Source organism: Acetobacter papayae, assembly GCF_047721125.1.
GTDB lineage: Bacteria > Pseudomonadota > Alphaproteobacteria > Acetobacterales > Acetobacteraceae > Acetobacter > Acetobacter papayae.
Genome location: NZ_JBDNWF010000006.1, coordinates 50,816 through 74,351, shown reverse-complemented (window position 1 = coordinate 74,351; position 23,536 = coordinate 50,816). Strand labels below are relative to the sequence as shown.

Annotated in this window: 18 protein-coding genes and 1 pseudogene; 10 read left to right on the top strand and 9 right to left on the bottom strand. The window is 59.9% G+C overall.

The features are described 5' to 3' along the window. Positions 1–137 precede the first annotated feature (137 nt). From ABF757_RS03605 to ABF757_RS03595, 3 genes are all read left to right on the top strand, one after another. Positions 138–404 carry a hypothetical protein gene (locus ABF757_RS03605; RefSeq protein ID WP_415480955.1) on the top strand — a complete coding sequence of 89 codons (267 nt, stop codon included), beginning with the start codon at positions 138–140 and terminating at the stop codon, positions 402–404. 231 nt (positions 405–635) lie between these two features. Continuing rightward, on the top strand, positions 636–1,265 hold the full coding sequence (gene petA, locus ABF757_RS03600) for a ubiquinol-cytochrome c reductase iron-sulfur subunit (protein WP_415480953.1): 630 nt from the start codon (positions 636–638) through the stop codon (positions 1,263–1,265). 936 nt (positions 1,266–2,201) lie between these two features. Then, positions 2,202–2,537: a hypothetical protein gene (locus ABF757_RS03595; RefSeq protein WP_415480952.1), complete on the top strand. Its 336-nt coding sequence runs from the start codon at positions 2,202–2,204 to the stop codon at positions 2,535–2,537. 27 nt (positions 2,538–2,564) lie between these two features. Here the strand turns inward: ABF757_RS03595 and ABF757_RS03590 are convergent, their stop codons facing one another. Beyond that, the gene (locus ABF757_RS03590) at positions 2,565–3,161 is read right to left on the bottom strand and encodes a histidine phosphatase family protein (RefSeq protein WP_025860913.1); all 597 of its coding nucleotides are present in this window, start codon (positions 3,159–3,161) and stop codon (positions 2,565–2,567) included. 48 nt (positions 3,162–3,209) lie between these two features. Further along, on the bottom strand, positions 3,210–4,142 hold the full coding sequence (locus ABF757_RS03585) for a ribose-phosphate pyrophosphokinase (protein WP_025860912.1): 933 nt from the start codon (positions 4,140–4,142) through the stop codon (positions 3,210–3,212). A 426-nt stretch (positions 4,143–4,568) separates the two neighbouring features. Between ABF757_RS03585 and ABF757_RS03580 the strand changes: the two genes are divergently transcribed. The 4 genes from ABF757_RS03580 to ABF757_RS03565 all read left to right on the top strand — a co-directional run bounded on the left by ABF757_RS03580 (position 4,569) and on the right by ABF757_RS03565 (position 7,975). Further along, a complete protein-coding gene (locus ABF757_RS03580; RefSeq protein ID WP_025860911.1) occupies positions 4,569–6,095 on the top strand; it encodes an MATE family efflux transporter in 1,527 nt (508 codons plus the stop codon). Beyond that, a complete protein-coding gene (locus tag ABF757_RS03575; RefSeq protein ID WP_415480951.1) occupies positions 6,052–6,261 on the top strand; it encodes a hypothetical protein in 210 nt (69 codons plus the stop codon). Before ABF757_RS03580 ends, ABF757_RS03575 begins: the two co-directional genes overlap by 44 nt. Before the next feature lie 9 nt (positions 6,262–6,270). Further along, positions 6,271–6,849, top strand: a complete 579-nt coding sequence (locus ABF757_RS03570) for a YqaA family protein (protein ID WP_025860909.1) — start codon at positions 6,271–6,273, stop codon at positions 6,847–6,849. Positions 6,850–6,973: 124 nt separating this feature from the next. After that, the gene (locus ABF757_RS03565; protein WP_415480950.1) at positions 6,974–7,975 is read left to right on the top strand and encodes an SDR family oxidoreductase; all 1,002 of its coding nucleotides are present in this window, start codon (positions 6,974–6,976) and stop codon (positions 7,973–7,975) included. Positions 7,976–8,041: 66 nt separating this feature from the next. Here the strand turns inward: ABF757_RS03565 and ABF757_RS03560 are convergent, their stop codons facing one another. Further along, positions 8,042–10,759, bottom strand: coding sequence for a M1 family metallopeptidase (locus tag ABF757_RS03560; protein ID WP_415480949.1), 2,718 nt, complete (start codon positions 10,757–10,759; stop codon positions 8,042–8,044). Between the two features lie 230 nt (positions 10,760–10,989). Here ABF757_RS03560 and ABF757_RS03555 point away from each other — a divergent pair, with 230 nt between their 5' ends. Continuing rightward, positions 10,990–13,059, top strand: a complete 2,070-nt coding sequence (locus ABF757_RS03555; RefSeq protein ID WP_415480948.1) for a putative bifunctional diguanylate cyclase/phosphodiesterase — start codon at positions 10,990–10,992, stop codon at positions 13,057–13,059. A 16-nt stretch (positions 13,060–13,075) separates the two neighbouring features. On the opposite strand, the pseudogene ABF757_RS03550 reads toward ABF757_RS03555, so the two are convergent. The 4 genes and pseudogenes from ABF757_RS03550 to ABF757_RS03535 all read right to left on the bottom strand — a co-directional run bounded on the left by ABF757_RS03550 (position 13,076) and on the right by ABF757_RS03535 (position 17,238). Further along, a pseudogene (locus tag ABF757_RS03550) lies at positions 13,076–13,839 on the bottom strand (IS5 family transposase). 92 nt (positions 13,840–13,931) lie between these two features. Continuing rightward, entirely contained in the window at positions 13,932–14,366 is a 435-nt protein-coding gene (locus tag ABF757_RS03545) for a lysozyme inhibitor LprI family protein (RefSeq protein ID WP_415480947.1), read from the bottom strand. A gap of 107 nt (positions 14,367–14,473) precedes the next feature. Further along, positions 14,474–15,385, bottom strand: coding sequence for a 4-(cytidine 5'-diphospho)-2-C-methyl-D-erythritol kinase (locus tag ABF757_RS03540; protein WP_415480946.1), 912 nt, complete (start codon positions 15,383–15,385; stop codon positions 14,474–14,476). Continuing rightward, on the bottom strand, positions 15,382–17,238 hold the full coding sequence (locus ABF757_RS03535; RefSeq protein ID WP_415480945.1) for a tetratricopeptide repeat protein: 1,857 nt from the start codon (positions 17,236–17,238) through the stop codon (positions 15,382–15,384). The genes ABF757_RS03540 and ABF757_RS03535 overlap by 4 nt, the downstream gene beginning before the upstream one ends. 155 nt (positions 17,239–17,393) lie before the next feature. Here ABF757_RS03535 and ABF757_RS03530 point away from each other — a divergent pair, with 155 nt between their 5' ends. Together ABF757_RS03530 and ABF757_RS03525 are read left to right on the top strand one after the other, a co-directional pair. After that, a complete protein-coding gene (locus tag ABF757_RS03530) occupies positions 17,394–18,263 on the top strand; it encodes a uracil-DNA glycosylase (RefSeq protein ID WP_415480944.1) in 870 nt (289 codons plus the stop codon). A 213-nt stretch (positions 18,264–18,476) separates the two neighbouring features. Then, on the top strand, positions 18,477–20,429 hold the full coding sequence (locus tag ABF757_RS03525) for a transglycosylase SLT domain-containing protein (protein WP_415480943.1): 1,953 nt from the start codon (positions 18,477–18,479) through the stop codon (positions 20,427–20,429). Positions 20,430–20,525: 96 nt separating this feature from the next. Here ABF757_RS03525 and ABF757_RS03520 read toward each other — a convergent pair whose 3' ends face one another. Together ABF757_RS03520 and hpnH are read right to left on the bottom strand one after the other, a co-directional pair. Next, positions 20,526–21,824: a hemolysin family protein gene (locus ABF757_RS03520; RefSeq protein ID WP_025861704.1), complete on the bottom strand. Its 1,299-nt coding sequence runs from the start codon at positions 21,822–21,824 to the stop codon at positions 20,526–20,528. A gap of 279 nt (positions 21,825–22,103) precedes the next feature. Next, positions 22,104–23,315 (bottom strand): adenosyl-hopene transferase HpnH, encoded by a 1,212-nt coding sequence (gene hpnH, locus ABF757_RS03515; protein ID WP_025861705.1) that lies wholly within the window; start codon positions 23,313–23,315, stop codon positions 22,104–22,106. Positions 23,316–23,536: the final 221 nt, after the last annotated feature.

The window sequence follows — 23,536 nt, the reverse complement described above, 5'->3', positions numbered from 1 at the left end:
ATAGGCGATGCACGCGGCCTCAGCCGGTTTAGCGACCAGTCTTTCGACATGGGGTTGTGCAACTCTGTTATCGAGCCTGTTGGAAACTGGCTGGGCATGCGCATGACCGCCAATGAGGCCAAAACGCGTTGGAAAACGTGGCAGGTTTCAAACACCCGCGTTCGGTTTTCCTGTCGAGCAGCATTTTCTGCCCCCAGTCATACACTGGCTCGCCAGACCCTTTGCAGGTCTGGCTGATAAAGCTGTTCCACTCCGCTTTCAAAACCCTGTCGGTGGACAGGCAATACATGGCAGCCTATCACACCCGCCCGCTCACACGCGGGCAGTTCAGAGCCCTGCTGCCTGATGCCGAAATTGTTTCAGAACGCCTCGTATTCCCCAAAAGCTACGTAGCCACATGGTAGCGGCGTCATGCGCCTGCTCATGTTTTGCGGATGTGCTGGCGCATATTCGCGCGGTTGCCTGCCGAACAACGCTCCACTCCGCGCGCGGAACACACCTTCCCTGCGCGCGGGGTGGCTGAACGCCACATCAGCAGGCTATAAGAAAACCCCTCCGGCCCGGCTCCCTGCCATGGCATGGAAGCACTGGATATAAAAACCGCCGGGCAGACCGGATAACGCGGAAACACAAGCATGACAGAAGAACCCGCAGACACAGAAAACCAGCCCCCCGGTCGGCGTAGCTTTCTGGGCCTTGTTACCACTGCGGGCGTTGCCACCGGCGCTGCGGCCTGCGCCATTCCTTTTGTGGAAAGTCTGCAACCACCCGACAGCATGGCGGCGCACCTGCCGGTCGATGTCGATATCTCCCATCTGGCACCCGGACAGCAGATGACGGCAGCCTGGCAGGGCAAGCCCGTTTTTATTATCCACCGCACCCCCGAAGACCTGAGCAGACTACAGGATGCCGCGCTGATTGCCCTGCTGCGAGACCCGGAATCCGAAACCCACCAGCAGCCAGACTACACCCGAAACTGGCACCGCTCTCTCGTGCCGGAATACGGGGTTTATGTCGGCATTTGCACGCATCTGGGCTGTGTGCCCACCTATGTAAAAGAAAGCACCAGCGGCCCGGCGGAAGGGCTTTACGGCTGCCCCTGCCACGGCTCGCGGTTTGATCTGGCCGGTCGTGTCTTCAAAGGGGTGCCAGCCCCTTACAACCTGCCAGTGCCCCCCTATGTCATTTCCGGCGCGTCCACGATCAGGCTGGGAGAAAACCCGGCAGGCAAAACCTTCGACTTCGGTAGTATTGTCCAGATCTAGGCGCCCCCCTGATGGACTGGCACTGCTGATTGGGAAAAACCGGCCACGGAACGGAGCCGCCAAATAAGGCAGCCCCGTTTTCGTAATGCCGGTGATGGAATCCACCTCTCGACAGAACCACCCAAGAAAAATCAGCTTTTATGCGGTTTTTTCAGTCTGAATATTTCAGCCTCACTGAAATAGTAAATAACCCCATGTGGCATCCTGATACCAAAGCGATGAACTTCATGCGCGGGGAGAGACCTCTCTTCCTGCGGAATGTCGGTTTTTATATCTTCTATTTTACCGATAAAGTTCAGCTCATAGTTCCGTGGGTGACCTGTATTTACGCGAACCATATCACCCGGTAAAAATATGCCTGTGCTCTCTATGAGGAGAGCCACAGACTCTACTTAAAAAGCGTATCAGCCTATCGAATGGGAACATTGTCTGCCTCGTTTTTTGGTCCGACCAAGGACGTGTAAAAACGCTGATGCCTCCTGGCGTCAGGTGGTTGGTCGCAACGATAACGAAGTGAACGCTGCCCTGCTTATTCCCATCATGATAAACAGCCGTCACCGTTCACCACGATTGGCCGAAGCCGGGTGTTGTATTCGCAGGCCACCCGACAAAGGGGAGCCACTTCGTTTTGCGTGCGCGACCAAGCGCCCCTTTGCGTTAGCACACTCGCCACCCAGCTACCAGCAGAAGACAGGCGATTGACGCCGTCACAAATTTGACATCTCAAGCTGGGAATGAGGCGAATTGCCGTATCTTTATTCATACGGAACAGGCAAAAGCTCTGTAAGGCTGCATAGGCGGGGTGGCTTTATTCGTAGGGGCAAGAAACCTCGTCCCCAGCCACCCGTTGGCTTCAGTATTCCTTTTCGGAACGGATAAAATGCAATGTCATTCCTGCATGCTGTAAAATGCGCCGTACGCCGTAAAAGGACTGTCGTGCCCGACGCACCGCTGAATACTTCAGCCCTGCTGACCGTGCTGAACGAAGTACTGGGACCAGTCGCCCGTCCGGACCGCCCCAGCAAGCTGGATCAACGCGCCCGTGCCGTCGGCATGATGGACACCCTGCACCGCTGGCGAGAAACCCGGCAAGATGCCATAGCCACTCCGGCGGAAGTGCGCGCTCTGGTCACACGGGCGGAGATGAACGCGTTTTCGGAACATACCGGGCTTTCCGGTCTGGTCCTGCAAAGTGCGGTGTGCGAACTCCTGCCCCACTGCATCCGGATACGGGCTCACAACAACCCGTTTTTTCTCCTCACGCGCGACTGACAGCGCACCCGGCTTTCGGGCAAGAAGTCAGGGCAGTTCCTGCAACGTCCAGCCACCATCCTGTGTGGGGGCAGCACTCAGGGGCACGGCATTGGCCAGCCGCACGTTAGCGGGCAGGTCCATAGCGGCGCGCAGGGCACGAAACAATGCACCATGGGCCACAACCAAGGGGCAGCCCTCGCTTTCGGTCGCCCGGTTGATAGCCCCTACCGCCCGCGCCCGCAAAACGGCAAAACTTTCTGCCTGCGGGGGCGTGTAATGGCCAGCAATCCAGTCATCATACCAGTCGCTTATCGGCTGGCCTTCCTGTTCACCAAAACTGACTTCCGCCAGATCAGGTTCAATGCTCAACGGCAGGGTGGGTAACCCCCGCGCCGCCAGCGCATCCCGCACGATAGTTGCCGTACGCAGCGCACGCTCGAGCGGGGAGGAAACAATCCTTACAATTCCGCCTTTGCCTGCCGCATCAAGCGCCTGCCCGATCAGCACCGCCGCCTCATTCGCCTGCTCTATGCCGGTTTCGTTCAGCGGCACATCCGTGCGCCCCTGCGACAGGCCAGCCCGGTTCCAGTCAGTCTGTCCGTGGCGCAGATACCAGTAAGGCCGGAGGAGGAGCTGGGTCATGAAAGCGTGCAACCTGTCATACTAAAGGGCGGGCCTGTGCGTAACCGTTCAGTCGAACAGGGAGGAAACGGAGCTTTCATCCGCAACCGCGCGCATGGCGCGGGCCAGCAGGCCGGAAATGGTGATCTGGCGGATATTGCGCGCCGCCTGCACCGGTTCGGTGGCCATGATGCTGTCTGTCAGGGTCAGCATTTCGATAGGCGAATCGCCTATACGCTCCACTGCCTGCCCTGTCAGCACGCCATGGGTGACATACGCCCCAACAGAGGCAGCCCCACGTTCAGCAATAGCGCGCGCCGCGTTGCACAGTGAGCCACCGCTATCCACGATATCATCCACCAGCAGGCAGTGCCGCCCTTTAACGTCACCAATCACGTTCATGACCTCGGACACACCAGCGCGTTCACGCCGCTTGTCGATAATGGCCAGATCCGTGTTTAGCCGCTGGGCAAGCTGGCGCGCGCGCACAACGCCCCCGACATCGGGAGAGACGATCATCAGATCACGATCGCCATATTGGGCGCGGATGTCGCGCACGAACAGGGGAGCCGCATACAGGTTATCAACCGGGATATCGAAGAAACCCTGAATTTGCATAGCGTGCAGGTCCAGTGTCAGCACCCGGCTTGCCCCAGCCTCCACCAGCAGATTGGCCACAAGCTTGGCGCTGATAGGCGTGCGCGGGCCGGATTTGCGATCCTGCCGGGCATAGCCAAAATAGGGCATGACAGCCGTAATGCGCTTGGCCGACCCACGACGCAGCGCGTCGAGCATGATCAGCAGTTCCATAAGGTTGTCATTAGTGGGCGTGCAGGTGCTCTGCACCACAAACACGTCCTCACCACGTACATTCTCATGGATTTCGACAAAGACCTCCATATCCGCAAAGCGCCGGACGGTGGCATTACACAGGGGCAGGCTGAGTTCTGCGGCAACGGCTTCGGCCAGCGGCAGGTTGCTGTTACAAGCGACAATCTTCATGGCAGTTAAAGAATCCCGGCCTTAGAGATGTTATCAAGGACATGCACGCGGCACCGCAAGCGAGGGCGGTTTAGCAACGACGGCCCGCCTTGTCATCCTTGACGGACACCCCTGTGTGCCTTGCGTATCATCCCGTGGCAAAAAAGCCGCGCGACATGTCGCACGACCTTGCGTCCGTGTCGGGTTTTCTCTACTCTCGTTCTTCTGCCGTAACGCAGAAACACCAAAGGCCGGACGCATTTGTCGGCCTGCTCCACCTAAGGTCAGGCAGCCTGCGCAGGCACTGCCGGGACGGCACGGCTCTCATGACCGGGGTTCATTACTCTGATGGTTCGCTTTACGGTGCAGGCGTGACATACTTGCTCCCCTATCCACCGGCCCTTCCCCTGCCCTTCACCGCAGACAAAACGCCCCAACGGAGCCCGAATGCCCACGCCCGGTAGCCGCAACAGGGCCTGTTTCATAACAGGCAGCATCATGCGGCATGTTCTTGTCATGTCAGGCACCGGCGCTATCGGGCTTATGGCCGTGTTCGCGGTGGATATGCTGAACATGATCTATATCAGCCATCTGGGCAGCACGGCCATGACAGCCGCCATTGGCTTTGCCAGCGCGGTTATCGGCCTACAGATTGCGGTCGCCATTGGCCTGACCATTGGTATCAGTGCGGTAACCGCGCGCGAAATCGGCGCAGGCAATCACCACGAGGCGCAGGCTATTGCCTCTTCCGCCCTGACCGTCACCCTTATCGTCACCGCTATTCTGGGGCTGGGTACGCTCGTCTGGGCTCGGCCCATTCTGGCACTGTTTGGCGCGCGGGGCGATGCGCTGGACGCCGCCACCACCTATCTGCGCGCCGTCAGCACCGCCATGCCGCTTATCTGCATGGGCATGGCCTCCTCATCGCTGATGCGCGTGGTGGGAGATGCCAAAGGCTCCATGAACATCACGCTGATCGGCGCGGTGGTGGCCGCCGTGCTTGATCCGCTGTTTATCTTTGGCTTTCACGAAGGGCTGACCGGGGCCGCCATCAGCACGCTGCTCTCGCGGCTGGTGGTCAGCATTGCCGGGCTGCGGGGCGCGATGCGCCACGACATGCTGGCCCTGCCCAGCCTGAAACGCCTGCTGCCGGATTCCCGCCGCGTGGCCAATGTGGCCCTGCCCGCTATACTGACCAATCTGGCCACCCCAGCGGGGGGTGTTTATGTCACCAGCGCCATGGCCGGATTCGGCCTTGAAGCTGTAGCCGGGCAGGCATCCATTGAGCGCATGGTGCCAGTGCTGTTCGCGCTGGTGTTCGCACTCACAGGCTCCATCGGCCCTATCATGGGGCAGAATCTGGGAGCCGGACGTTACGACCGCGTTAACCAGACCCTGACAGCCGCCCTCAAGATTGTGGTGATGAGCGTCAGCCTGACATGGGGGTTCCTGATCTGCGCGCAGGGGCTGGTTGTGGATATCTACAGCGCCCATGACGAGGCCGCCGCCCTTATTCACCTGTTCTGCACATGGACCATCGGCAGCTACCTGTTTGTAGGCATGCTGTTCGTCGCCAATTCGGCTTTCAACAATCTTGGCTTTCCGCTCTATTCCACCGCCTTTAACTGGGGGCGGGCAACACTGGGCACGGTGCCTTTTGTCATGGCGGGTGAGCGGTACGGGCCTTTGGGTGTGCAGGCGGGCCAGGCTATTGGTGCAGTCCTGTTCGGCACCCTCGCCATCTTGACGGCGTTCCATGTTACGCGGAACCTCAAGACGTCGTCCGCGACCAGCACAAACATCATGGCACGGACACCCGAAAGCGTGCCAGTGTCCGATATTCCTACCACCAGTGCCGAGGCCGCTATGGCCGAACTGGATGATGTGGAGAGTGTCGGCATTGTGTACACGCAGGACAGGATGAGCAGAGATGTCGAAGCTGACAGCAGAAGAACGCAACGCCCTCCCCGATAGCGCCTTTGCCCTGCCGGGACGCCGCTACCCTATCCATGATGCCGCGCACGCCCGCGATGCACTGGCCCGCGCCAGCGAAATGCTGCACCGTGGCGCACTCACCCAGGATGAATACGACACCATCCACCGCAAGGCGGAAGCGGTGCTACACAACGAAAGGCCGTAACGTCTCTCCATGCTGTCCAGACTTTATGCCCGCGTGATCACTCACGCAGCCAGCCCCAATGCCCCCTGGTGGCTGGCCGCCCTTGCGTTTTCAGAAGCCAGCTTTTTTCCTCTACCGCCTGAAACTCTGCTGGTGCCCATGGTGCTGGCCCGCCGTGAGCGCGCGTGGTTCTATGCCACACTGTGCACGCTGGCCAGTGTTGCCGGGGGGCTTCTGGGCTGGCTGATCGGCGCGGCCCTGCTGGAGAGCGTGGCCCGCCCGATCGCGCATTTTTACCATGCGGACCACACGCTTGAGACACTTCAGATACGGTTTCAGGAATGGGGGGTATGGATTGTCCTGCTCAAGGGCCTGACACCCGTTCCCTATAAATTCGTAACCATTGCCAGCGGCATGGCGCATTTCGCGCTTGTGCCCTTCATGCTGGCTAGTCTGGTCACGCGCGGGTTGCGCTTCTTTCTGGTGGCCGGTCTGCTCCAGCGCTTTGGAGCACCGATTGAAAGCTTTCTGGAACGACGCCTGCCGCTGGTTACCAGTGTGTTTGCCGCACTGCTGATCGGCGGTGTGCTGGCGCTGCGCTACCTGTAAGCCCTCACCGGGCTTACCTCCCTTGCGTGCACCGCCACCTTGGGCCAGAAAACGTTTTCTCGCCCCGTCCACACCCTGCTCGGATGGAGCACATAAGCACGACAGACGGAAGGAACTTGCCGCCATGCCATCGCAAATTGCCGTAGTAACCGGCGCGGGCTCAGGCATTGGCCGCGCCACGGCGCAGGCTCTGGGTCGCGCAGGGTTTGACATTGCCCTGCTTGGCCGCTGCCCCGAACGTCTGGCCGATGCGGCTCAGGAACTTGCGCGCCACTCGGTTCGCACCCTGATCCTTGAAGCCGATGTAACGGATGCTCTGGGCCTTAGTGCTGCTGCAGCGCGGGTCGAGACGGAACTCGGGCCGATTTCTGTCTGGGTCAACTGCGCGGGTGCTACTGTTGTGGGGCAGGTTGCCGCACTGGATGCGCAGGACATCCACCGCGCAACCGAAGTCACCTATCTGGGGAGCGTCAACGGCACGCTGACGGCGCTGGATGTCATGCGCCGCCGGGGCGAAGGCACCATTGTCAATCTGGATCTGGCAGAGGCCCTGCGTGGCCTTCCCCTTCAGGCGGCGGAAAGCGGTGCGCGCGGAGCCCTGCGCGGTTTTTGTGAAAGCCTGCGCAGCGAACTCCTGCACGATGCGGATACGATCCATATCGCCATGGTAAGCCTGCCCTCCATCAATACGCCGCGCTATGCCCATACCCGCAACATGACGGGCAAACCGCTAGAGCCCTACGGCCCTGTTTACGAACCCGAAGTGGCGGCAGAAGCGATCTGCCGTGCGGTGTTTGGCCGCCACCGCTCCATTTCAATCGGGCTGGGTGAAACCCTGCACGCCCTGTGGCGGCACGTAACCCCGCTCTGGCGTGAATCCTGGCTGGCAAAACATGCCTATAAAAGCCAGATGGGCCATGACTGGCTCGACACCCCCCAGCCTGACAACCTCTACACCCCTGCCCCCGGTGCTCTGGCTGCCCATGGCCCGTTTGAAACCCGCTCACGCAGGCTGGAAAGCCCACTGAGCCTGTTCGTGCCTTCTGGCCTGCGGGCCGGGCTGCTCGGCACACTGGCCTGCGCATTGCTGCTTGGTCTTGTGCGCCACCATCGCCGCCGGGGCTAAGCGTTTTCGCTCTCTCTGGCCGCCCCCACAACGGGGGTGACCAGAGGGAGCCTGTTCACACCGCTCTCAGGGAGAGCGAGGCGGCAGGCGTTCCAGAAAGACCCGCATACCCTCCGGGGCTGTGGCGGGAGAAGCCGCCAGAGTCGCCAGCCACTCAGCCACCGCCGTATGGGTGCGCCCGGTCAGTTCCACCGTCTGCCCGATCTGATCTTCCGCCTTACGGGCCTCCTGCCGGGCTCCAGCTGAAGCCCGGCTTGCAGGATCAGCCATAAGAGCTGCCCCTGTTGCCGGGTCGTTTGATTGCGCGGCAACAGCGGGCAACAGCATAGCCTGTCCCCCCGGCGTCAACCGCTGGCGTATGGTGGCCTGCCGAGCCAGCACAATCTGCCATACAGCCTCAGGCTGTTCGCTCTCGCGCGCAAGCTGGGCCAGAGCCCGCACAATCCGCCCGTTAGGGATACTGCCATCCGTAGCAAGCAGGGCCGCATGCTCCACCTGAGCAGGGTCATGCGTGTGGGCCAGTGCTGCATACAGCCGCAGTTTGCTTTCCGTATCCGGGGCCTGACGCAGCAGATGGGCCAGCGCATCAAAATCCGCACTGGAACCATATTGCCCGGCAATACCGGCCACCGGCCCCACAAGGCCAGATGGCAGGGAATCCGGATGCCGTTGCCATGCGTCAAATCGTGTCAGGCCCTGAGTAATCACATCCGGGCCGTTCAGGCTTGCCAGTGCGGCTATGATCTGGGGCCGAAGCATGGCCTCGGGCAAGGGCTCGCCCTTTTTTTCCTCCCAGCCCAGCCGGGTGAAAGCCGGAGCCAGCACACCGCGCGCAAAAGCCCGGAACGCCGCGCGGGAGGGCGTATCACGCTCCATTCGGTCGATCTGCAAAAGATGGGTTACGACTTCCTGCCAGACCGCCGTGCTGCGCTCCCCTGTCGTGGGCAACAGGGCAACAAACGACAGATACTCAGCCAGTGACGCGCGCCCCGCTTCGAACAGGGCAAACTGATCACCCAGCACATTGGCCCGCTCCGCCGGGCTCAGCCGTGCAAAACCCGTGCGTAGGGCGGCGAGGCCCAGTGCATCATACTGGGCGCGGTAATAGCCGTTTTCCCCCACATTGACTGTAATGGCCTGCCCACAGCCGGGAAAGGACAGGGTGGCCGGGTCGGTGCCCAGAACAACCCTGTGCGAAGGCACCCCCGGCGCACCAGCCACGACCGGCACCTGCCAAGTCAAAGGCTGGGGAAAAGGATCGTGAATGGTAAAGCGTTCCTGCCGCAGGGTCAGAACACTACGCCCGGCCGTGCAGTGCCGCGCCACCTGCACAAGCGGAATACCCGGCTGCTCGGTAAATGTCCGCGCCACCACACCCACATTCCGACCCGACACGGCGGATAGTGCATTCCACAGATCCTGACTGGTGGCGTTACCATAGGCATGGGCCTTCATGTAGCGCCGCATGCCCGCACGAAATGTGTCCTTGCCCAGCCAGCTTTCCAGCATGCGGATCACCTGCGATCCCTTCTGGTAGCTGATGCTGTCAAAGGCCGAACTGGCTTCGCTGATATCATGAATGGGGTGCTGGATGGGGTGCGTGGTGGGCAGAGCATCCTGCGCCATCGCGCGTTCGCGGTCTTCATGCTGGCGCGGCCAGATTTCCCATGTAGGGTTGAAGCGATCGAGTGCGCGGGTTTCCATCCATGTGGCAAAACCCTCGTTCAGCCACAGGTCATCCCACCACGCCATAGTGACCAGATCACCCGACCACTGATGCGCCATTTCATGCGCCACAACCAGGAAAACCCGTTCCTTGGTGGAGGGGGCACTCTGTTGCGGGTCGTACAGCACGGCGTCATCTATAAAGGTGATAGCCCCCCAGTTTTCCATTGCCCCGGCCTCGTAATTACCGGGAATGGCAATCATGTCCAATTTTGGCAGGGGATAACGCACCCCAAAATAGCTGTTGTAATAAGGCAGTATTTTAACGGCAGACTGCGTTGCATACGTGCCGTCTTTTTCCTGCCCAGCGGGTGCATAGGTTCTGACAGGCGTGCCTTCAGTCCGTCCCGCAGTGGATGCCATGTCACCCGCCACCAACGCCAGCAGGTAAGTGGACATGCGCGGCGTGGGCTGAAACGTGGTACGCCGCAGCCCCTCACCGGCCGGTGCTGCCGTTGCCACGGGCATGTTGCTCAGTGGCACCAGATCATCCGGCAGGGTTACGCTCAGGGTAAAATGTGCCTTGAACGAGGGCTCATCCCAGCCGGGAAACATCCGCCGGGCATCTGCCACTTCGAACTGCGTTACCAGCATCCGCCTGTGCTGTCCCGCCCGGTCGGTATAATCATTGTAATAAATGCCGTTGGGGGTCTGGGGAATGGGGCCTGTATAGTCCACCACCAGCGTATGCTCCCCTGCTGTCAGGGGGTGTGGAAGCTGGAATGTGGCGGTCTGCAGCGCCTCATCCTGCGTAATATGGGCAGCAACGCCATCCACCGTGGCCGAAGCCAGTGTCAGCCCGGCCTGATTGAGCACCAGCGTGTCCGTAGGCCCTGCCAGCGCGATACGCACAGTTTCATGCCCGCGCAGGCTCAGCCGTTTCAGGTCAGGGGTCAGGTCGATCGTGTAGGCCAGGGGGGCAACCGTTTTGGGTAACTGCCCCGGCGTAGCGTCAGAAACAAAGGGGCTTGCAGCCCGGGCTGGCACGGCCTGCTGAACCGATAGAACACTACCGACCGCAGCCAGCCACACCACCATACCCTGACAGTACTTTACCAAACCGCTGCTCCTTCTACCGCCCCATGCGGGCTGCTGCCCACAGGCACGGAGCATTCCGCGCCTTCCCGTATCGGGGGTCGCGGCCCTGCCATTAACAATAAATTCACACTCTGAACCGATGACGGGGCCATTCATTTTCTTTTATGACTACCAGACTCTAGCCTGAACCGGAACGTCTTCGTGCACTGCCTGTTCTCGCCCGCGCGCACTCTGTGTCTTCTGAGGTAACCATGTGCGACCGCACCGCCCAGCACTGCATGCAGGACATTGCCCTGTCCGTACGCCCCGTCCTGCCGGATGAAAGTGGCGCGCGCATACTGGCCCTGTTCAACGACACGCCCGAGCTTGCGCAAATTCCCGTGGTGGATGCGAACAACAGACCGGTCGGGCTTATCGGACGGTGGGACTTTCTGCTCAAGGTCGGCAACCGCTTCGGTTACGAACTGTTTGCCAACCGGCCCGTTGCCCTGCTGATGGATACCGACCCCATTCTTGTGGACCTGAACCACCCGGTTGCAGATTTCGTCAATAAAAGCCTGCAGGCTCAGGCCCTGAACCAGCTCACGGGTTTTATCATTACCGATCACGGGCTTTATCACGGCGTAGGCACAACCCTTGGTCTGACCAAGGCCCTGCACACGCAGGCCATGAACACCATTACCGAACTGAACCAGACCACAACAGAACTCCGGCAGGCCAACCGCAGCGCCCTGCGCGACAAGCTGTTCATTTCCAGCATTATTGAAAACATTCCCACCGCCATTCAGGTGCGGGAACTCGAAAGCGGGTCGGTTATCCTGCATAACCGCGCGGCGGAAACCATGGGCCTGCATGACCGCACGCCTCTGAGCCCCGGTCAGGCAGCACACGCTCTGGCAGAAAGCGCCAGCAGCGCCAAATCCGAACAGACGCTTGTTGACCATGAAGGCCGGGAACGTATCCTTTCAAGCCGCCGCCTACTCCTACGCGATGACATCGAGCATGACCGATGGGAACTGACCGCCACCGATGACGTGACAGAATACCGCGAAACCCAGCACCGGATTGAACGGCTGGCGCATTATGACAACCTGACCGGCCTGCCCAACCGGAATTTTTTTCACTCTCACCTTAAAACACTCTCCGAAAATCTGGAGAGCCCCTTTCTCCTCCTCTATATCGATCTAGATAATTTCAAATCTGTTAACGATGTTTACGGTCACGGCGCCGGAGATGAACTGCTTGTAAAAGCCGCCAGCCGCCTAACCGCCTGCTGCCGCGATCATGACTTTGTTGCCCGGCTGGGGGGCGATGAATTTGCCATTATCTGGCCCCTACAAACCATGAGCGCTGATATTGAGCAGCGCCTTGCAGGGCTGATCAACGACCTGAAACTACCCTATATTGTCGAGGGGAATGAGGCGGCATCCGGGGCTAGTATCGGGGCGGCCTATTTCCCCCAGCAGGCCACGGATATAAAAACCCTGCTCCAATATGCCGATATGGCCCTGTACCGCGCCAAAGCGCTGGGCCGCTGCCAGTATAAGGTGTTTGATAACGAACTGAGCCACGCCATACGCGAACGCGTAGAACTGACCACCGCACTGGCCCGTCTTGCGGAAGGCGAAGGGCTAAGCCTGCATTATCAGCCGATCTGCTGCCTCAAAAGTGGCCGTGTGCGCTCCTATGAAGCGCTCGCCCGCTGGAACCACCCTGAACGGGGGACCATTCCGCCCAGTCTGTTCATCCGTCTGGCTGAAGAAACCGGGCTGATCCACCAGCTTGGCGAGCGCATTTTATGGATGGCCTGCGAACAAGCCGCACAATGGCCGCAGGAAATAGCCGTTTCGGTCAATGTCTCACCAGCCCAGCTTAAAAACCGCAAGCTGACAGATATTATCCGTCAGACACTGCAAGGCACCGGCCTGCCAGCACACAGACTGGAAATAGAAATAACGGAAAACGTCCTTATTGATAACGTTGAATTCAAAAGCTCGGTTCTGAACGACATCCGCAATATCGGATGCCGGATCAGCATTGACGATTTTGGAACCGGCTATTCTTCACTCAGCTATCTGTGGAAATTCCCTTTTGACAAAATCAAGATCGACCGTAGCTTTGTGCAAGGCCTGTCAGACCCCACGGCGCGGGAAATCATTCAAGCCATTGTTAGCATCGCAGCTATCCGCTCGATGGTGATCATTGTCGAAGGCGTGGAAACAGAAGAGCAGTTCCAGATCGTCAAAGCCATGGGCTGCACACAGGCCCAAGGCTACCTGTTAGGCCGCCCAAGCCCCGTTGTTCAGCATGAATTTGCCTGAAACCTAGGCTCAGGACTCATTCTTTGAGCCAGAAGATAAGGCTTGCTGCGATGTGGATCGCAGACATGACTGTATGAGCGCAGCGATCATATCTGGTTGCAACACATCGCCAGTCTTTCAGCTTTGCGCACATGTTTTCGATCAGATGGCGTTTTTTATACAGATGCCAGTCGTAGGGTGGCTTTGATTTCCGGTTCTTTTTCGGGAAATACAGGCAGTAATATTGTGTTCTGCAAGCGATAACCTGACACGGTTGCTGTCATAGCCTCTGTCCCCAATGACTTCTTCTGTCTCGTCTGGAAGATCTGCCAGAAGCACGTCTGCGCTTCTAAAGCGCTCTGACCTGTCCCGCAGTCAGATGAAAGCGGATAGGCCGGCCCACACCATCGCACACGGCATGGAGTTTTGAGTTCAGACCGCCTTTTGTCCGTCCGATATGACGGGGAAAAGCCCCTTTTTAAGCAGGGAGGTCGATGTCCGATGCGCCTTGAGATGTGCTGCATCAATCATCAGACGCTTTGAACAGCCAGCCTGTTCCGTCAGGGCGACAAAAATCCTGTCAAAGAGGCCCAGGCGGCTCCATCGGATGAAACGATTATACAAAGTCTTGTGCGGACCATATGCTTGCGGGGCGTCTTTCCACTGAAGACCGTTGCGGATCACATAAACAATCCTGCTCAGAATACGCCGGCCATCCACTCGTGACACTCCGTGCGCCAGAGGAAAATATGGCCTCATCCGTTCCATCTGGCTCTCGGACAGCAAAAACATGTCACTCACAGGCTTAATCTCCTTCGATAAACCTGTGAATCACAACGCCTCGCTCAGTTTAAGGAATTAACAGATTTTGAGCCTAGAAGTGCTCATGCAAACTACTTCAACGGCAAGTCAGACACTGCGTCGCGTAGCTGTACTGCTCGCCTGCCGTTGAGTTCCGCGATACACGCCAAACGGCGCATATCAATAGCGTTTCCTATCGTGCCACCACCCAAAGATGAAGAGAATGCGCATTGGACATCACGATATTTGGCGAAATCTTCATTCGATGCGGTAAGTTTGGCCCTAGCTTGGCTCACGTACTTTCTCTCTTCATCCCATTTTGATAGCGTTCTGGCTACATTCTCCTCTGCTTGCCGTAATGCCTTCTGGCTATTTTCAGCCTTCTTTGCAAGGCAGTCTCGCATCCCTGCCTGAGAGAATGCGCTACATTCCTCGCGCAAGGCCCGCTCGCCAGGAACGGGGCCTGTTGAGGCTGCAAGTGCCGATACTGGCAAAAACGCGGCTAAACAAACACCGAGCAGCTTCACTACGCACATAGAGCAACCTTTCCCTTGCGTATCAACGACAGGGTGTAATCGAGCTTTTTGGCGTAGTTGATATCACCGCCGCCGTTATAGCGCTGCGGAAAAATCCGTTAGGCACCTTCACGCAGGCCGCCACCCCAGACCCACCATGCCTCATGGGCATCTGCCAGCCGGGCCGCAGCCTGCTCGGCATCCTGCACGCTCGGGAACAGGCCAAAGCATGTCGCCCCCGAGCCACTCATGCGCGCCATCAGACAGTCCGGCTGCGCGGCAATATCGTGCAAAACTTTTTCCACAGTCGGACACACAGCACAGGCTGGCGCTTCAAGGCTGTTTTCAAGTGTCTGGAGTGTCGCCACCAGTTCCTGCGCGTTGTTCCAATGGGCCGGCAGTTCCGCTCTGGGCACAAACCCGCCTTGACGTGCCCGGAAAACTGCTGGTGTAGAAACGGCCTGTCCACAATTAACCAGCACAAGACCACATTCAGGCAAAGCGGGAGCTGCACCCAGCACTTCGCCAATACCTTCCATCCGCGCGGTATGGCTCAGCAGGCAGACAGGCACGTCCGCCCCCAGTCGTTCCGCCAGACGCAGCAGATCAGCCTGCTCGGCCTGTATATTCCACACCCGGTTCAACAGCCGCAGTGCTGCCGCGGCGTCCGCCGAGCCACCACCAATGCCCGATGCAACCGGCAAGTTTTTTTCCAGAACCAACGTGCCGCCACGCACCTTCGCCTGCGGCCCCGCCAGATCACGTAACGCACTGGCGGCTTTCATAACCAGATTATCCGGCCCGGCCGCATCTTCACCCAGTACCGCGCCAAAGCGCCCTGCCAGCTTTAACGTCAACGGCGCATCGTCCGGTTCGTAACGCAGCACATCGCCCGCACCGGCAAACACCACCAGACTGTCCAGACAGTGATACCCATCCGCCCGGCGGCCCGTTACATGCAGATGCAGATTGATCTTGGCGGGAGCTGCTTCCACAAAGGTCACCCCGGCGGGTGCAACGGCGGTCGTCACTGTGCTTTTTCTCCTTTTTGACTGCTCTGGTCACTCTTTTTTTCATCCACCCCGGTTTTTGGTGCCATATCGGCACGCTCCAGCGCAGCGCGGATCAATTTTTCATCTGACGGGTTTGGGTGCAGGCCCAGCGCCATGTTCCACTGATCCACTGCCTCGGTCCTGCGGCCCAGACGCCAGTAGGCTTCACCCAGATGGTAGTTAACCTCAGGATCTTCCGGTATCTGCTCTGCCGCTTTTTCAAGCAGAACCAAGCCGCCTTCAACATCCCCCTGTTCGACCCGCACCCAGCCAAGACTATCCGTAATGGCCGCCTCTTCGGGGGCAAGACGATGGGCCTTGCGCAAAAGCTCTTCTGCCTCAGGCAGGTTTTCATGCCGTTCGGTCATGGAATAGCCAAGGAAGTTCAGCAAGGAAGGCTCATCCGGCGCATAAGCCAGTGCCGCGCGCGCATCCGCACGGGCATGAGGCCAATCCCCGGCTTCATAATAAGTCGTCGCTCGCATGGACAGCAGGGCCCAGTCCACCGCGCCGTGTTTGCGGTCAAACTCCATGGCCCGTGTGTAGGCGGCAATTGCCCCCGCCCAGTCTTTTTTTTCCAGCAATGCACCGCCCAGAACCCGCTGAACCTGCGCCTGCCCCGCAGTCTGCTCGGGGGATTCGCTCGACAGCTTGTTCAGCAGGGCAATCGCATCATCCAGATGCCCGGCCGCAATATCGAACATGCTCAGGCGGAACATGGCCACCGGGGCCAACGGGTCAGTAGGCGGCACATGCAGCAGGGTTTCCCGCGCAGCGTCTGGATGGCCTTCCTCACCCTGGATTTCCGCCAGCATCAGACGCGCCTCCACCAGAGTCGGGTCCATTTCCAGCGCAAAGCCAAGCATCAGTCGGCTTGCCTCATTGAACTGAAAGGCACTGGCTCCACGCTGCGCAGCCGTCAGCCGTGCTGGCCCGGCCGGGTCAGCGTGCATCTGCTCACGCCCCTGTTGGTTGAGAATGAACGCCGCCAGCAGATATGCGCGGGCAATCCCCTCGCGCGCCGAAGTGACTGGAAAAACAGCAATATTTGCCTGCAAGCCCGGCCCGGCAAGGGTTAGCAGCGGATCTGTATCACCCAGCGCGCGCAATACGGCACGTGCCTTCTCACGCTGGCCGTGCTGCCACAGCCATGCCGCACAGGAACGGGCTGTCAGCACATCGGAGCCAGACATGAGTTTTTGCGCACGAAACAGCAGCTCCTGCGCACGGTTTTCCATACCCCCTGCCCGAGCAATCAGAGCAGCATGCAGGGTATAGAAAGGCGTCAGCCCCCCCGCATCCTGTGCCTGCGCCAGCAGGGCATTGACCGCCTGCCCGGCATGCCCCTGCGCCTGCTCGCCCCACGCCATCAGCAGCGGCATGATCAGATGAGTCAGCAGATCGGATTCGGCCATACGGTAATATCCGAGCGCCGCTGTCCATCGCCCCTGCCGGGCGGCCTCGTTACCCAGCGCCAGCACCGAAACCTGATTACGGCTGGCGGGCAGCTCATTCACCCGGCGCGCCAGCTCCCCCGCATCGGGTGAGCCTGACATGATGCTGCGCACCAAGGCCTGCCGCAGCAGTTCGGCATTACCCGGATCAGCCGCCAGTGCCTGCTGGAAGGCCTTCGCGGCTTCTGCGTCATCTTCGAAACGCACAGCCACGATCGCACGCAGGAACGCCTCCGAATCGATATGCCCCGTTTCCTTGTGGGTTTTGCCCCCATCCTGCGCCGGTCCAGCAGCCCTTGCTGGTGTACTCAGCGCCGAAGCACAGCATAAGGAGGCGGACAGCAGAAAAACCGCAGGCAGAATACGACAGAACAGCATAAGACCCCTTATCAGGCTGGATCGGCGATACCGGGCTGGCCTCTGCAACCGCCCCACCCGAATGGGGGAACAACGCGAATGGCTGCCTTATTCTCTACCCCGGCCCGGCCAATCCGCCAAACCGTGTGGCCGCCAGAACAGGTTATGGTAAAGCAATGAGGATGGAAGCCCACCTGTCCCTGCTGCGTCTCTATACCGAATGGGGCGTGGATTTCGCCATGGCCGACCTGCCGCGCGCCGTCCGCGCCCCGCAGGAAACCGGCCTGCGACTCCCGCGCCTACCCCAGCCGGACACGGCCTCGCTCCCCACGGCCCTGCACCGCTCTCCCCCTACACCACGCGCGCCACACCCACAGGCGGGCGGTGGTACTACGCGCCTTCCGGCGCGGGCTCGCGCCCCGGCTGGGACTCCCATCCCCATTGGCGATTCCCTCGAACAGGCCCAACAGATCGCAGCCAAAGCCGATACGCTGGAAGCCCTGCTGGCCGCCATGAACAGCTTTGACGGCTGCCCCCTGCGCACCACCGCCACCCATACGGTTCCACCGCGCGGCCCGCTCAATGCCCCCCTGCTCTTTATTGGTGATGCCCCCGATGCCGATGAAGACCGGAGTGGCCAGGTTTTCTCGGGCCGATGTGGTGCCGCGCTGGACGAAATGCTGGCCCCGCTACCGCTTGCGCGCGACACGCTGGCGCTGGCCCCGGCCCTGCCGTGGCGCCCCCCCGGCGGACGCCCCCCGTCCGATCTGGAACAGCGCCTGTGCCGCCCCTTTCTGGAACGGGCCATAACCCTGCTGGCACCACGCCACATTATATTATGTGGGCGCTTGGCCACGCACATGCTGCTGGGGCCTGAAACCGTACCCCCGCGCCGCCAGTGGCTGTCTTTTGAACAGCCCGGCCAGCCTGCCCGACCAGTGCTGGCCATGCGTCATCCGCTTCAGTTGCAGGCCAGCGCCACCGCCCGGCGCGAAATATGGCAAGCCCTTATGATGGTGATGCAAAGCCTCCACACCGGCGGCTAAAAACAGCCATTCCGCCCCATGCAATAACGCCACCCCCAGCACAAAGAATTGCCACATTCATTTTTCCAGAATACCTGAGTAAAACAAAGAATTCCTGCAATGCCTTCCTGACTGTTCCAACCAGTCTCGAAATGAGTGTTACGCGCTCCCTTTTTGATGCTTACAAACATGAAACTTGCTTTTTGAACGCGAAGCGCTTAGACCGCGCCTGCTATGCGAGCGATAGGTCATATCCCCCATCAGATCGCGGCAAAGGCCATACTGGCCAGTGCCGCCCTGTTGGCCAGCGCTTCCGTCGGCATGACGAGAGCCAATGCCAAGCCCCCGGAAAACGGGCACGAGCCATACAGCGATGAGCAGCTGGCCATGGTCGTGCCACGTCCGGCGTTTCCAGAAGGAGATGATCTTGCCCTACCAAAACCTCTTCCCCCTGAAATAGCGGCAGAAATCCGCGCTATTTTCCGCCTGCAACATCAGGGTTCCTTTGCTGAGGCGATCAACGCCACAACCCATCTGACAGATTCAACCCTGCTGGGTGAGCTGGAAGCCGACCGTTATCTCAACCCGGCCTACCACCCCAGCGCGACCGAACTGCGGAACTGGCTCAAGCAGTACACCGGCTATGCCGATGCACCTGCTATCTGGGCCAGACTGGCCGCCCTGCCGGATCGTGGTGGGCCTTTGCCCCCTGCGCCGCCCGCCGAAAGGCTGGCCCCGCAGCATATGGCGCTGGCCTCCGCCCCCAGAACGCAGGACTTCTCGCGCAATCCCCTGCTGGACCGCACGGTGCATGAACGCACCAATGCCGGTCTAAAGGGAGCCAGAAGCGCCCTGCACCTTATCAGCATCACGCCGGGCATCACGCCGGCCTATGCCTCGCAGCTTCAGGCGGAAACCGCTCAGGCCCTGCTGGCCGAAGGCGAAACCGATATCGCGCTAGATATCAGCCGCAACGCCTTTGAAGAATCACACGAACATAACGCCCTGGCCGCCTTCATGGCGGGTCTCGCTTTGTGGCAGAAAGGCGAATGGGCCGAAGCCGCCCAGTTCTTCAAGAACACGTCACGTGCCTCCCATGCCGAGCCCGACATGAAAGCGGCTGGCGCTTTCTGGGCTGCACGCGCTTACAAAAAGCTCGGCAACACCCATAACCGCCACCTGTGGCTGCAACGGGCTGCTGCCTTCCCGCACACGTTCTACGGCCTTCTGGGCACTGGCATACTCCAGCGCACCAGCCTGACCGAAGAGCGGGGGGATACCGACCATCCGGCTGAAAGCGGGCATATTGCGGGCTTCGCCCCCATGGAAGCCGCCAATACCGGTGCCGTTTCCAACCCGGTGCTGACCGAAATCGATATCGAAGCCGTAGGGGCTACCGATGCCGGGCGGCGCGTGTTTGCGCTCCTGCAGGTCGGTGAGAACGCACAGGCTGAAAATGTGATCCGACGTGTCTGGCCGGACCTGCATGATGTCACTCTGGCCCGAGCCTTCCAGCTCGTCGCCAACAGTGCGGGCCTGCACGATCTTTCCAACGAAATGGCCGAAGCCCTGCGGGCCGGGGATACCCATACCCGCACGGCGGATGATGCGCCACTGCCGCCATTCCATCCACGCCATGGCTTTACCATGGACCCGGCTCTGGTTTACGCGCTGGCCCGTGTTGAATCCAATTTCGACCCCCGGGCCGTTTCCGGTGCTGGCGCACAGGGGCTGATGCAGATCCGCCCCACCACGGCGGATTTCGTGACCAGCAGCTCCCCCTCCAGCAATACCCACTACTATGAGCGCACCTCCTCCGCGCTGCATGATCCGGGTATCAATCTGGAAATCGGGCAGCGCTATGTGCATTATCTGGCGCAGCTTACCCACCAGACCAGCCATACGGATGCGGAAGGTGGCGACATGATCCGCCTGCTGGCCAGCTACAATGTCGGCCCCGCAGCCCTTGCCCACTGGGAAAACACAGGGGCCGCACCGGCTGATCCTCTGCTGTATATCGAGCTGCTGCCCAATGTGGAAACACGCGACTACGTGCACCGCACCCTCACCTATCTGTGGCGCTACGCCAGCAAGATGAAGCTTCCCGCCCCGTCTCTGACAGCCCTGTCAAAAGGCGACTGGCCCAGCTTCGCACAGGAAAGGGCACTAGCCCACACCGTGCACTGAACGGCTAAAACGCCAGAAGGCGGGCTGGATGTAGCGGGGGTTCTCCCCTGTTACACCCAGCCCGCCTTCTGCGTTTTACGGCTCCAGTTCCTGCTTTCAGTTTTCCGCCAGCGCCTGCCTGCTGGCCCGCACACGGGTTACCCTGCGGCCTTCTACTTCCAGCACCTCAAACAGCCAGCCTTCATACGCCACCTTGTCGCCCGCAGCAGGCACGCGCCGCAACAGGGCCAGAATGAGCCCACCAAGTGTGTGGTAGCTCCCTTCTTCAGGCAGCATACGCAGGCCCAGCCTGTCTTTCACCTCATCCGCCGATTCCGTACCTTCGAGCGTCAGCACCGCATCCTGTTCCGGCAGGGTGGTGGCATGCGCCATCTGCTGGGGTTCGTGCCCTGTTTCCCCCACAATGGCGTCAAACAGGTCGGATGCGGTAACAATCCCTTCAAACGCGCCATATTCATCGAACACAAAAGCCATGCCGAGCGGAATGCCCCGCATACGTGCCAGCATGTCCAGGGCGGAAATGCTGTCCGGCACCACCACCATGGGGCGCAGGCCGGCCTCAATGGAAGCAGGCATGCCATCAAGCATACGGTCGAGCATATCCTTGGCCAGCACCACGCCAACAGGATTATCCATCCCACCTTCGCATACGACAATCCGGGCATAGGTTGTCTGCTTGAGCGCTCTGACAAGCGCCTCACGCCCGGCATGGCGGTCTATCCAGTAAAGCTCGGTGCGGGGGGTCATGATCGCGCGCACGGGCCTGTCTGCCAGACGGAGCATGCGCTCGATCATCGTGCGCTCTTCATGCTCCAGCACGCCCAGACGAGCACCTTCGGCAATATAGGCTTTCAGCTCATCTTCCGTCAGGGTCCGGTTGACGGCATCCGCCGCCCCTACCAGACGCAACACCAGATTGGATGACTGCCGCAGCAGCCACACGACCGGGCGCGTAACGTTCGCCAGAATTTCGAGCGGCAGGGCCAGTCGCGCTGCGACAATCTCGGGCTCACGCAGGGCAAGCTGCTTGGGCACCAGCTCACCCAGCACCAGCATGAGCACCGTAATCACCATAACCACCAGCACCATGGAAAGCTGGGGGGCAAAGGGCCGCAAGGCAGGGATCTGCTCCAGAACGGGTGTCAGGCGCGCCTCGATCTTGATCCCGCCGAAGGTTCCTTCGAGAATCGAGACCAGCGTCATGCCGATCTGCACGGTGGGCAGAAATATCTGTGGGTCTTCCGCCAGACGCAGCGCCCGGTCCGCCCCATACACGCCATTTTCATAAAGCTTGGCCAGACGTGGTTTCCGAACGGAAATAAGCGCCAGTTCACCCATGGCAAAAATGGCGTTCAGCACCACCAGAAACAGAATGACAAGAAGAGAGACAAGCATGAACCGAAACCACACCCCAGCACAGAACCACCCCGTGCGATCACACGAAGCTGCGCCACGATAAGAGATGATCCGGCAGGATACCAGCTACGAAGCCCCGAGGCTGCGACACGCCTGCAGAGCGACGGGGCAAAAACCCATGCGGGGATTGTATGCCTGCCCCAACCATAAAGCGGACAAAAATGGTATGCTTTTATCCACCCGACACGAAAAAGGGCGGCTCCAGATCGGAGCCGCCCTATTCAATCCGCGCGATTCGCGAGCAATACTGCCAGCGTATCAGTCCGCTGCGGTGGATTCCGCAGAGGTTTCGGCTTTCACTTCGGCGTCATTGGCACCTTCGGTGCGGATCACCTTTACGCGCGGCGCCTTGGCGGGCTTGCGGGCCGCAATGGCGTCCATCTGCTCTTCTACCTGCTTGGAGAAGACGTACTGGGCCGGACGCTGGTTAGCCAGCGAGATTTCCGGCGCCATCGGCTTTTCGGTTTCAGGCCCGAACAGTGCCACCTTGGCAATGTGCCAGGGCCGACGCACCGCATCCATGACAGCCGTGGACTCATAACCGGAATGCACCATGCAGTCGGCGCATTTTTCGTAGTTCCCGGTGCCGTAGTCGTCCCACTTGGTGTCTTCCATCAGCTCATTGAAGGTTTTGGCGTAACCTTCACCCAGCAGATAGCAAGGACGCTGCCAGCCGAACACGTTACGCAGCGGCTTGCCCCACGGCGTGCAGTGATACTGCTCGTTGCCCGCCAGGAAGTTCAGGAACAGCGGGGACTGCGTGAAGCGCCACTTCTTGCCCTTGCCCAGACGGAAAACATCGCGGAAGAGCTGCTTTGTTTTCTGGCGGTTCAGGAAGTGTTCCTGATCAGGCGCGCGCTCGTAAGCATAGCCCGGCGCGGTCATGATACCGTCCACACCCATGGCCATCACTTCATCAAAGAAGGAGGCCACGCGCTTGGGATCAGCCCCGTCAAACAGCGTGCAGTTGATGGAAATACGGAACCCGCGCGCCTTCGCCTTCTTGATGGCGGCCACGGCACGTTCGTACACACCATCCTGACAGACGGAGGCATCGTGCATGGTCTTGTCGCCATCGAGATGCACATCCCACGAGAAGAAGGGAGACGGCTCGTATTCGTCCATCTTCTTCTCAAGCAGGAGCGCGTTCGTGCACAGATAGACGTATTTCTTCCGGGCGATCAGGCCACGGATGATTTCCGGCATTTCCTTGTGCAGCAGCGGCTCGCCACCGGCCACGGCAATAACGGGCGCGCCTGCCTCGGCATCAGCATCGAGGCATTCCTGCACCGTCATGCGCTGGTTGAGGATGGCCGCCGGATAATCGATCTTGCCGCAGCCCGCGCAGGCCAGATTACAACGGAAAAGCGGCTCAAGCATAAGTACAAGCGGGTAACGCTTGCGTCCTGTAATATGCTGTTTGACAACGTAGCTGCCGACCCTGACGGCCTGCATTATCGGTACAGCCATAAACCCCCGCTTCGGCGCCTTAACCGGACACCCTTATCGTAACTCAGGAAAACTCGTTCAGTGTGTCAAAGTAACACGGCGTACCGCCCCATGCTGCCTGATGGAAACAGCCATGGGACACGGTACCGCCTGCATTGAAGATACTGGCCTGCATATAGGTGGGGTGTTTTGTCAAGCTCAAGTGTTTTCCACAGAGCGTTGCAAAAAAGACACATTCATCC

Coding starts and splice junctions, on each gene's coding strand:
- petA (WP_415480953.1), top strand. CDS start 636: ATGACAGAAGAACCCGCAGACACAGAAAACCAGCCCCCCGGTCGGCGT.
- ABF757_RS03590 (WP_025860913.1), bottom strand. CDS start 3,161: ATGACCCAGCTCCTCCTCCGGCCTTACTGGTATCTGCGCCACGGACAG.
- ABF757_RS03585 (WP_025860912.1), bottom strand. CDS start 4,142: ATGAAGATTGTCGCTTGTAACAGCAACCTGCCGCTGGCCGAAGCCGTT.
- ABF757_RS03580 (WP_025860911.1), top strand. CDS start 4,569: ATGCCCACGCCCGGTAGCCGCAACAGGGCCTGTTTCATAACAGGCAGC.
- ABF757_RS03575 (WP_415480951.1), top strand. CDS start 6,052: ATGTCGAAGCTGACAGCAGAAGAACGCAACGCCCTCCCCGATAGCGCC.
- ABF757_RS03570 (WP_025860909.1), top strand. CDS start 6,271: ATGCTGTCCAGACTTTATGCCCGCGTGATCACTCACGCAGCCAGCCCC.
- ABF757_RS03565 (WP_415480950.1), top strand. CDS start 6,974: ATGCCATCGCAAATTGCCGTAGTAACCGGCGCGGGCTCAGGCATTGGC.
- ABF757_RS03555 (WP_415480948.1), top strand. CDS start 10,990: ATGTGCGACCGCACCGCCCAGCACTGCATGCAGGACATTGCCCTGTCC.
- ABF757_RS03535 (WP_415480945.1), bottom strand. CDS start 17,238: ATGCTGTTCTGTCGTATTCTGCCTGCGGTTTTTCTGCTGTCCGCCTCC.
- ABF757_RS03530 (WP_415480944.1), top strand. CDS start 17,394: ATGAGGATGGAAGCCCACCTGTCCCTGCTGCGTCTCTATACCGAATGG.
- ABF757_RS03525 (WP_415480943.1), top strand. CDS start 18,477: ATGCGAGCGATAGGTCATATCCCCCATCAGATCGCGGCAAAGGCCATA.
- ABF757_RS03520 (WP_025861704.1), bottom strand. CDS start 21,824: ATGCTTGTCTCTCTTCTTGTCATTCTGTTTCTGGTGGTGCTGAACGCC.
- hpnH (WP_025861705.1), bottom strand. CDS start 23,315: ATGGCTGTACCGATAATGCAGGCCGTCAGGGTCGGCAGCTACGTTGTC.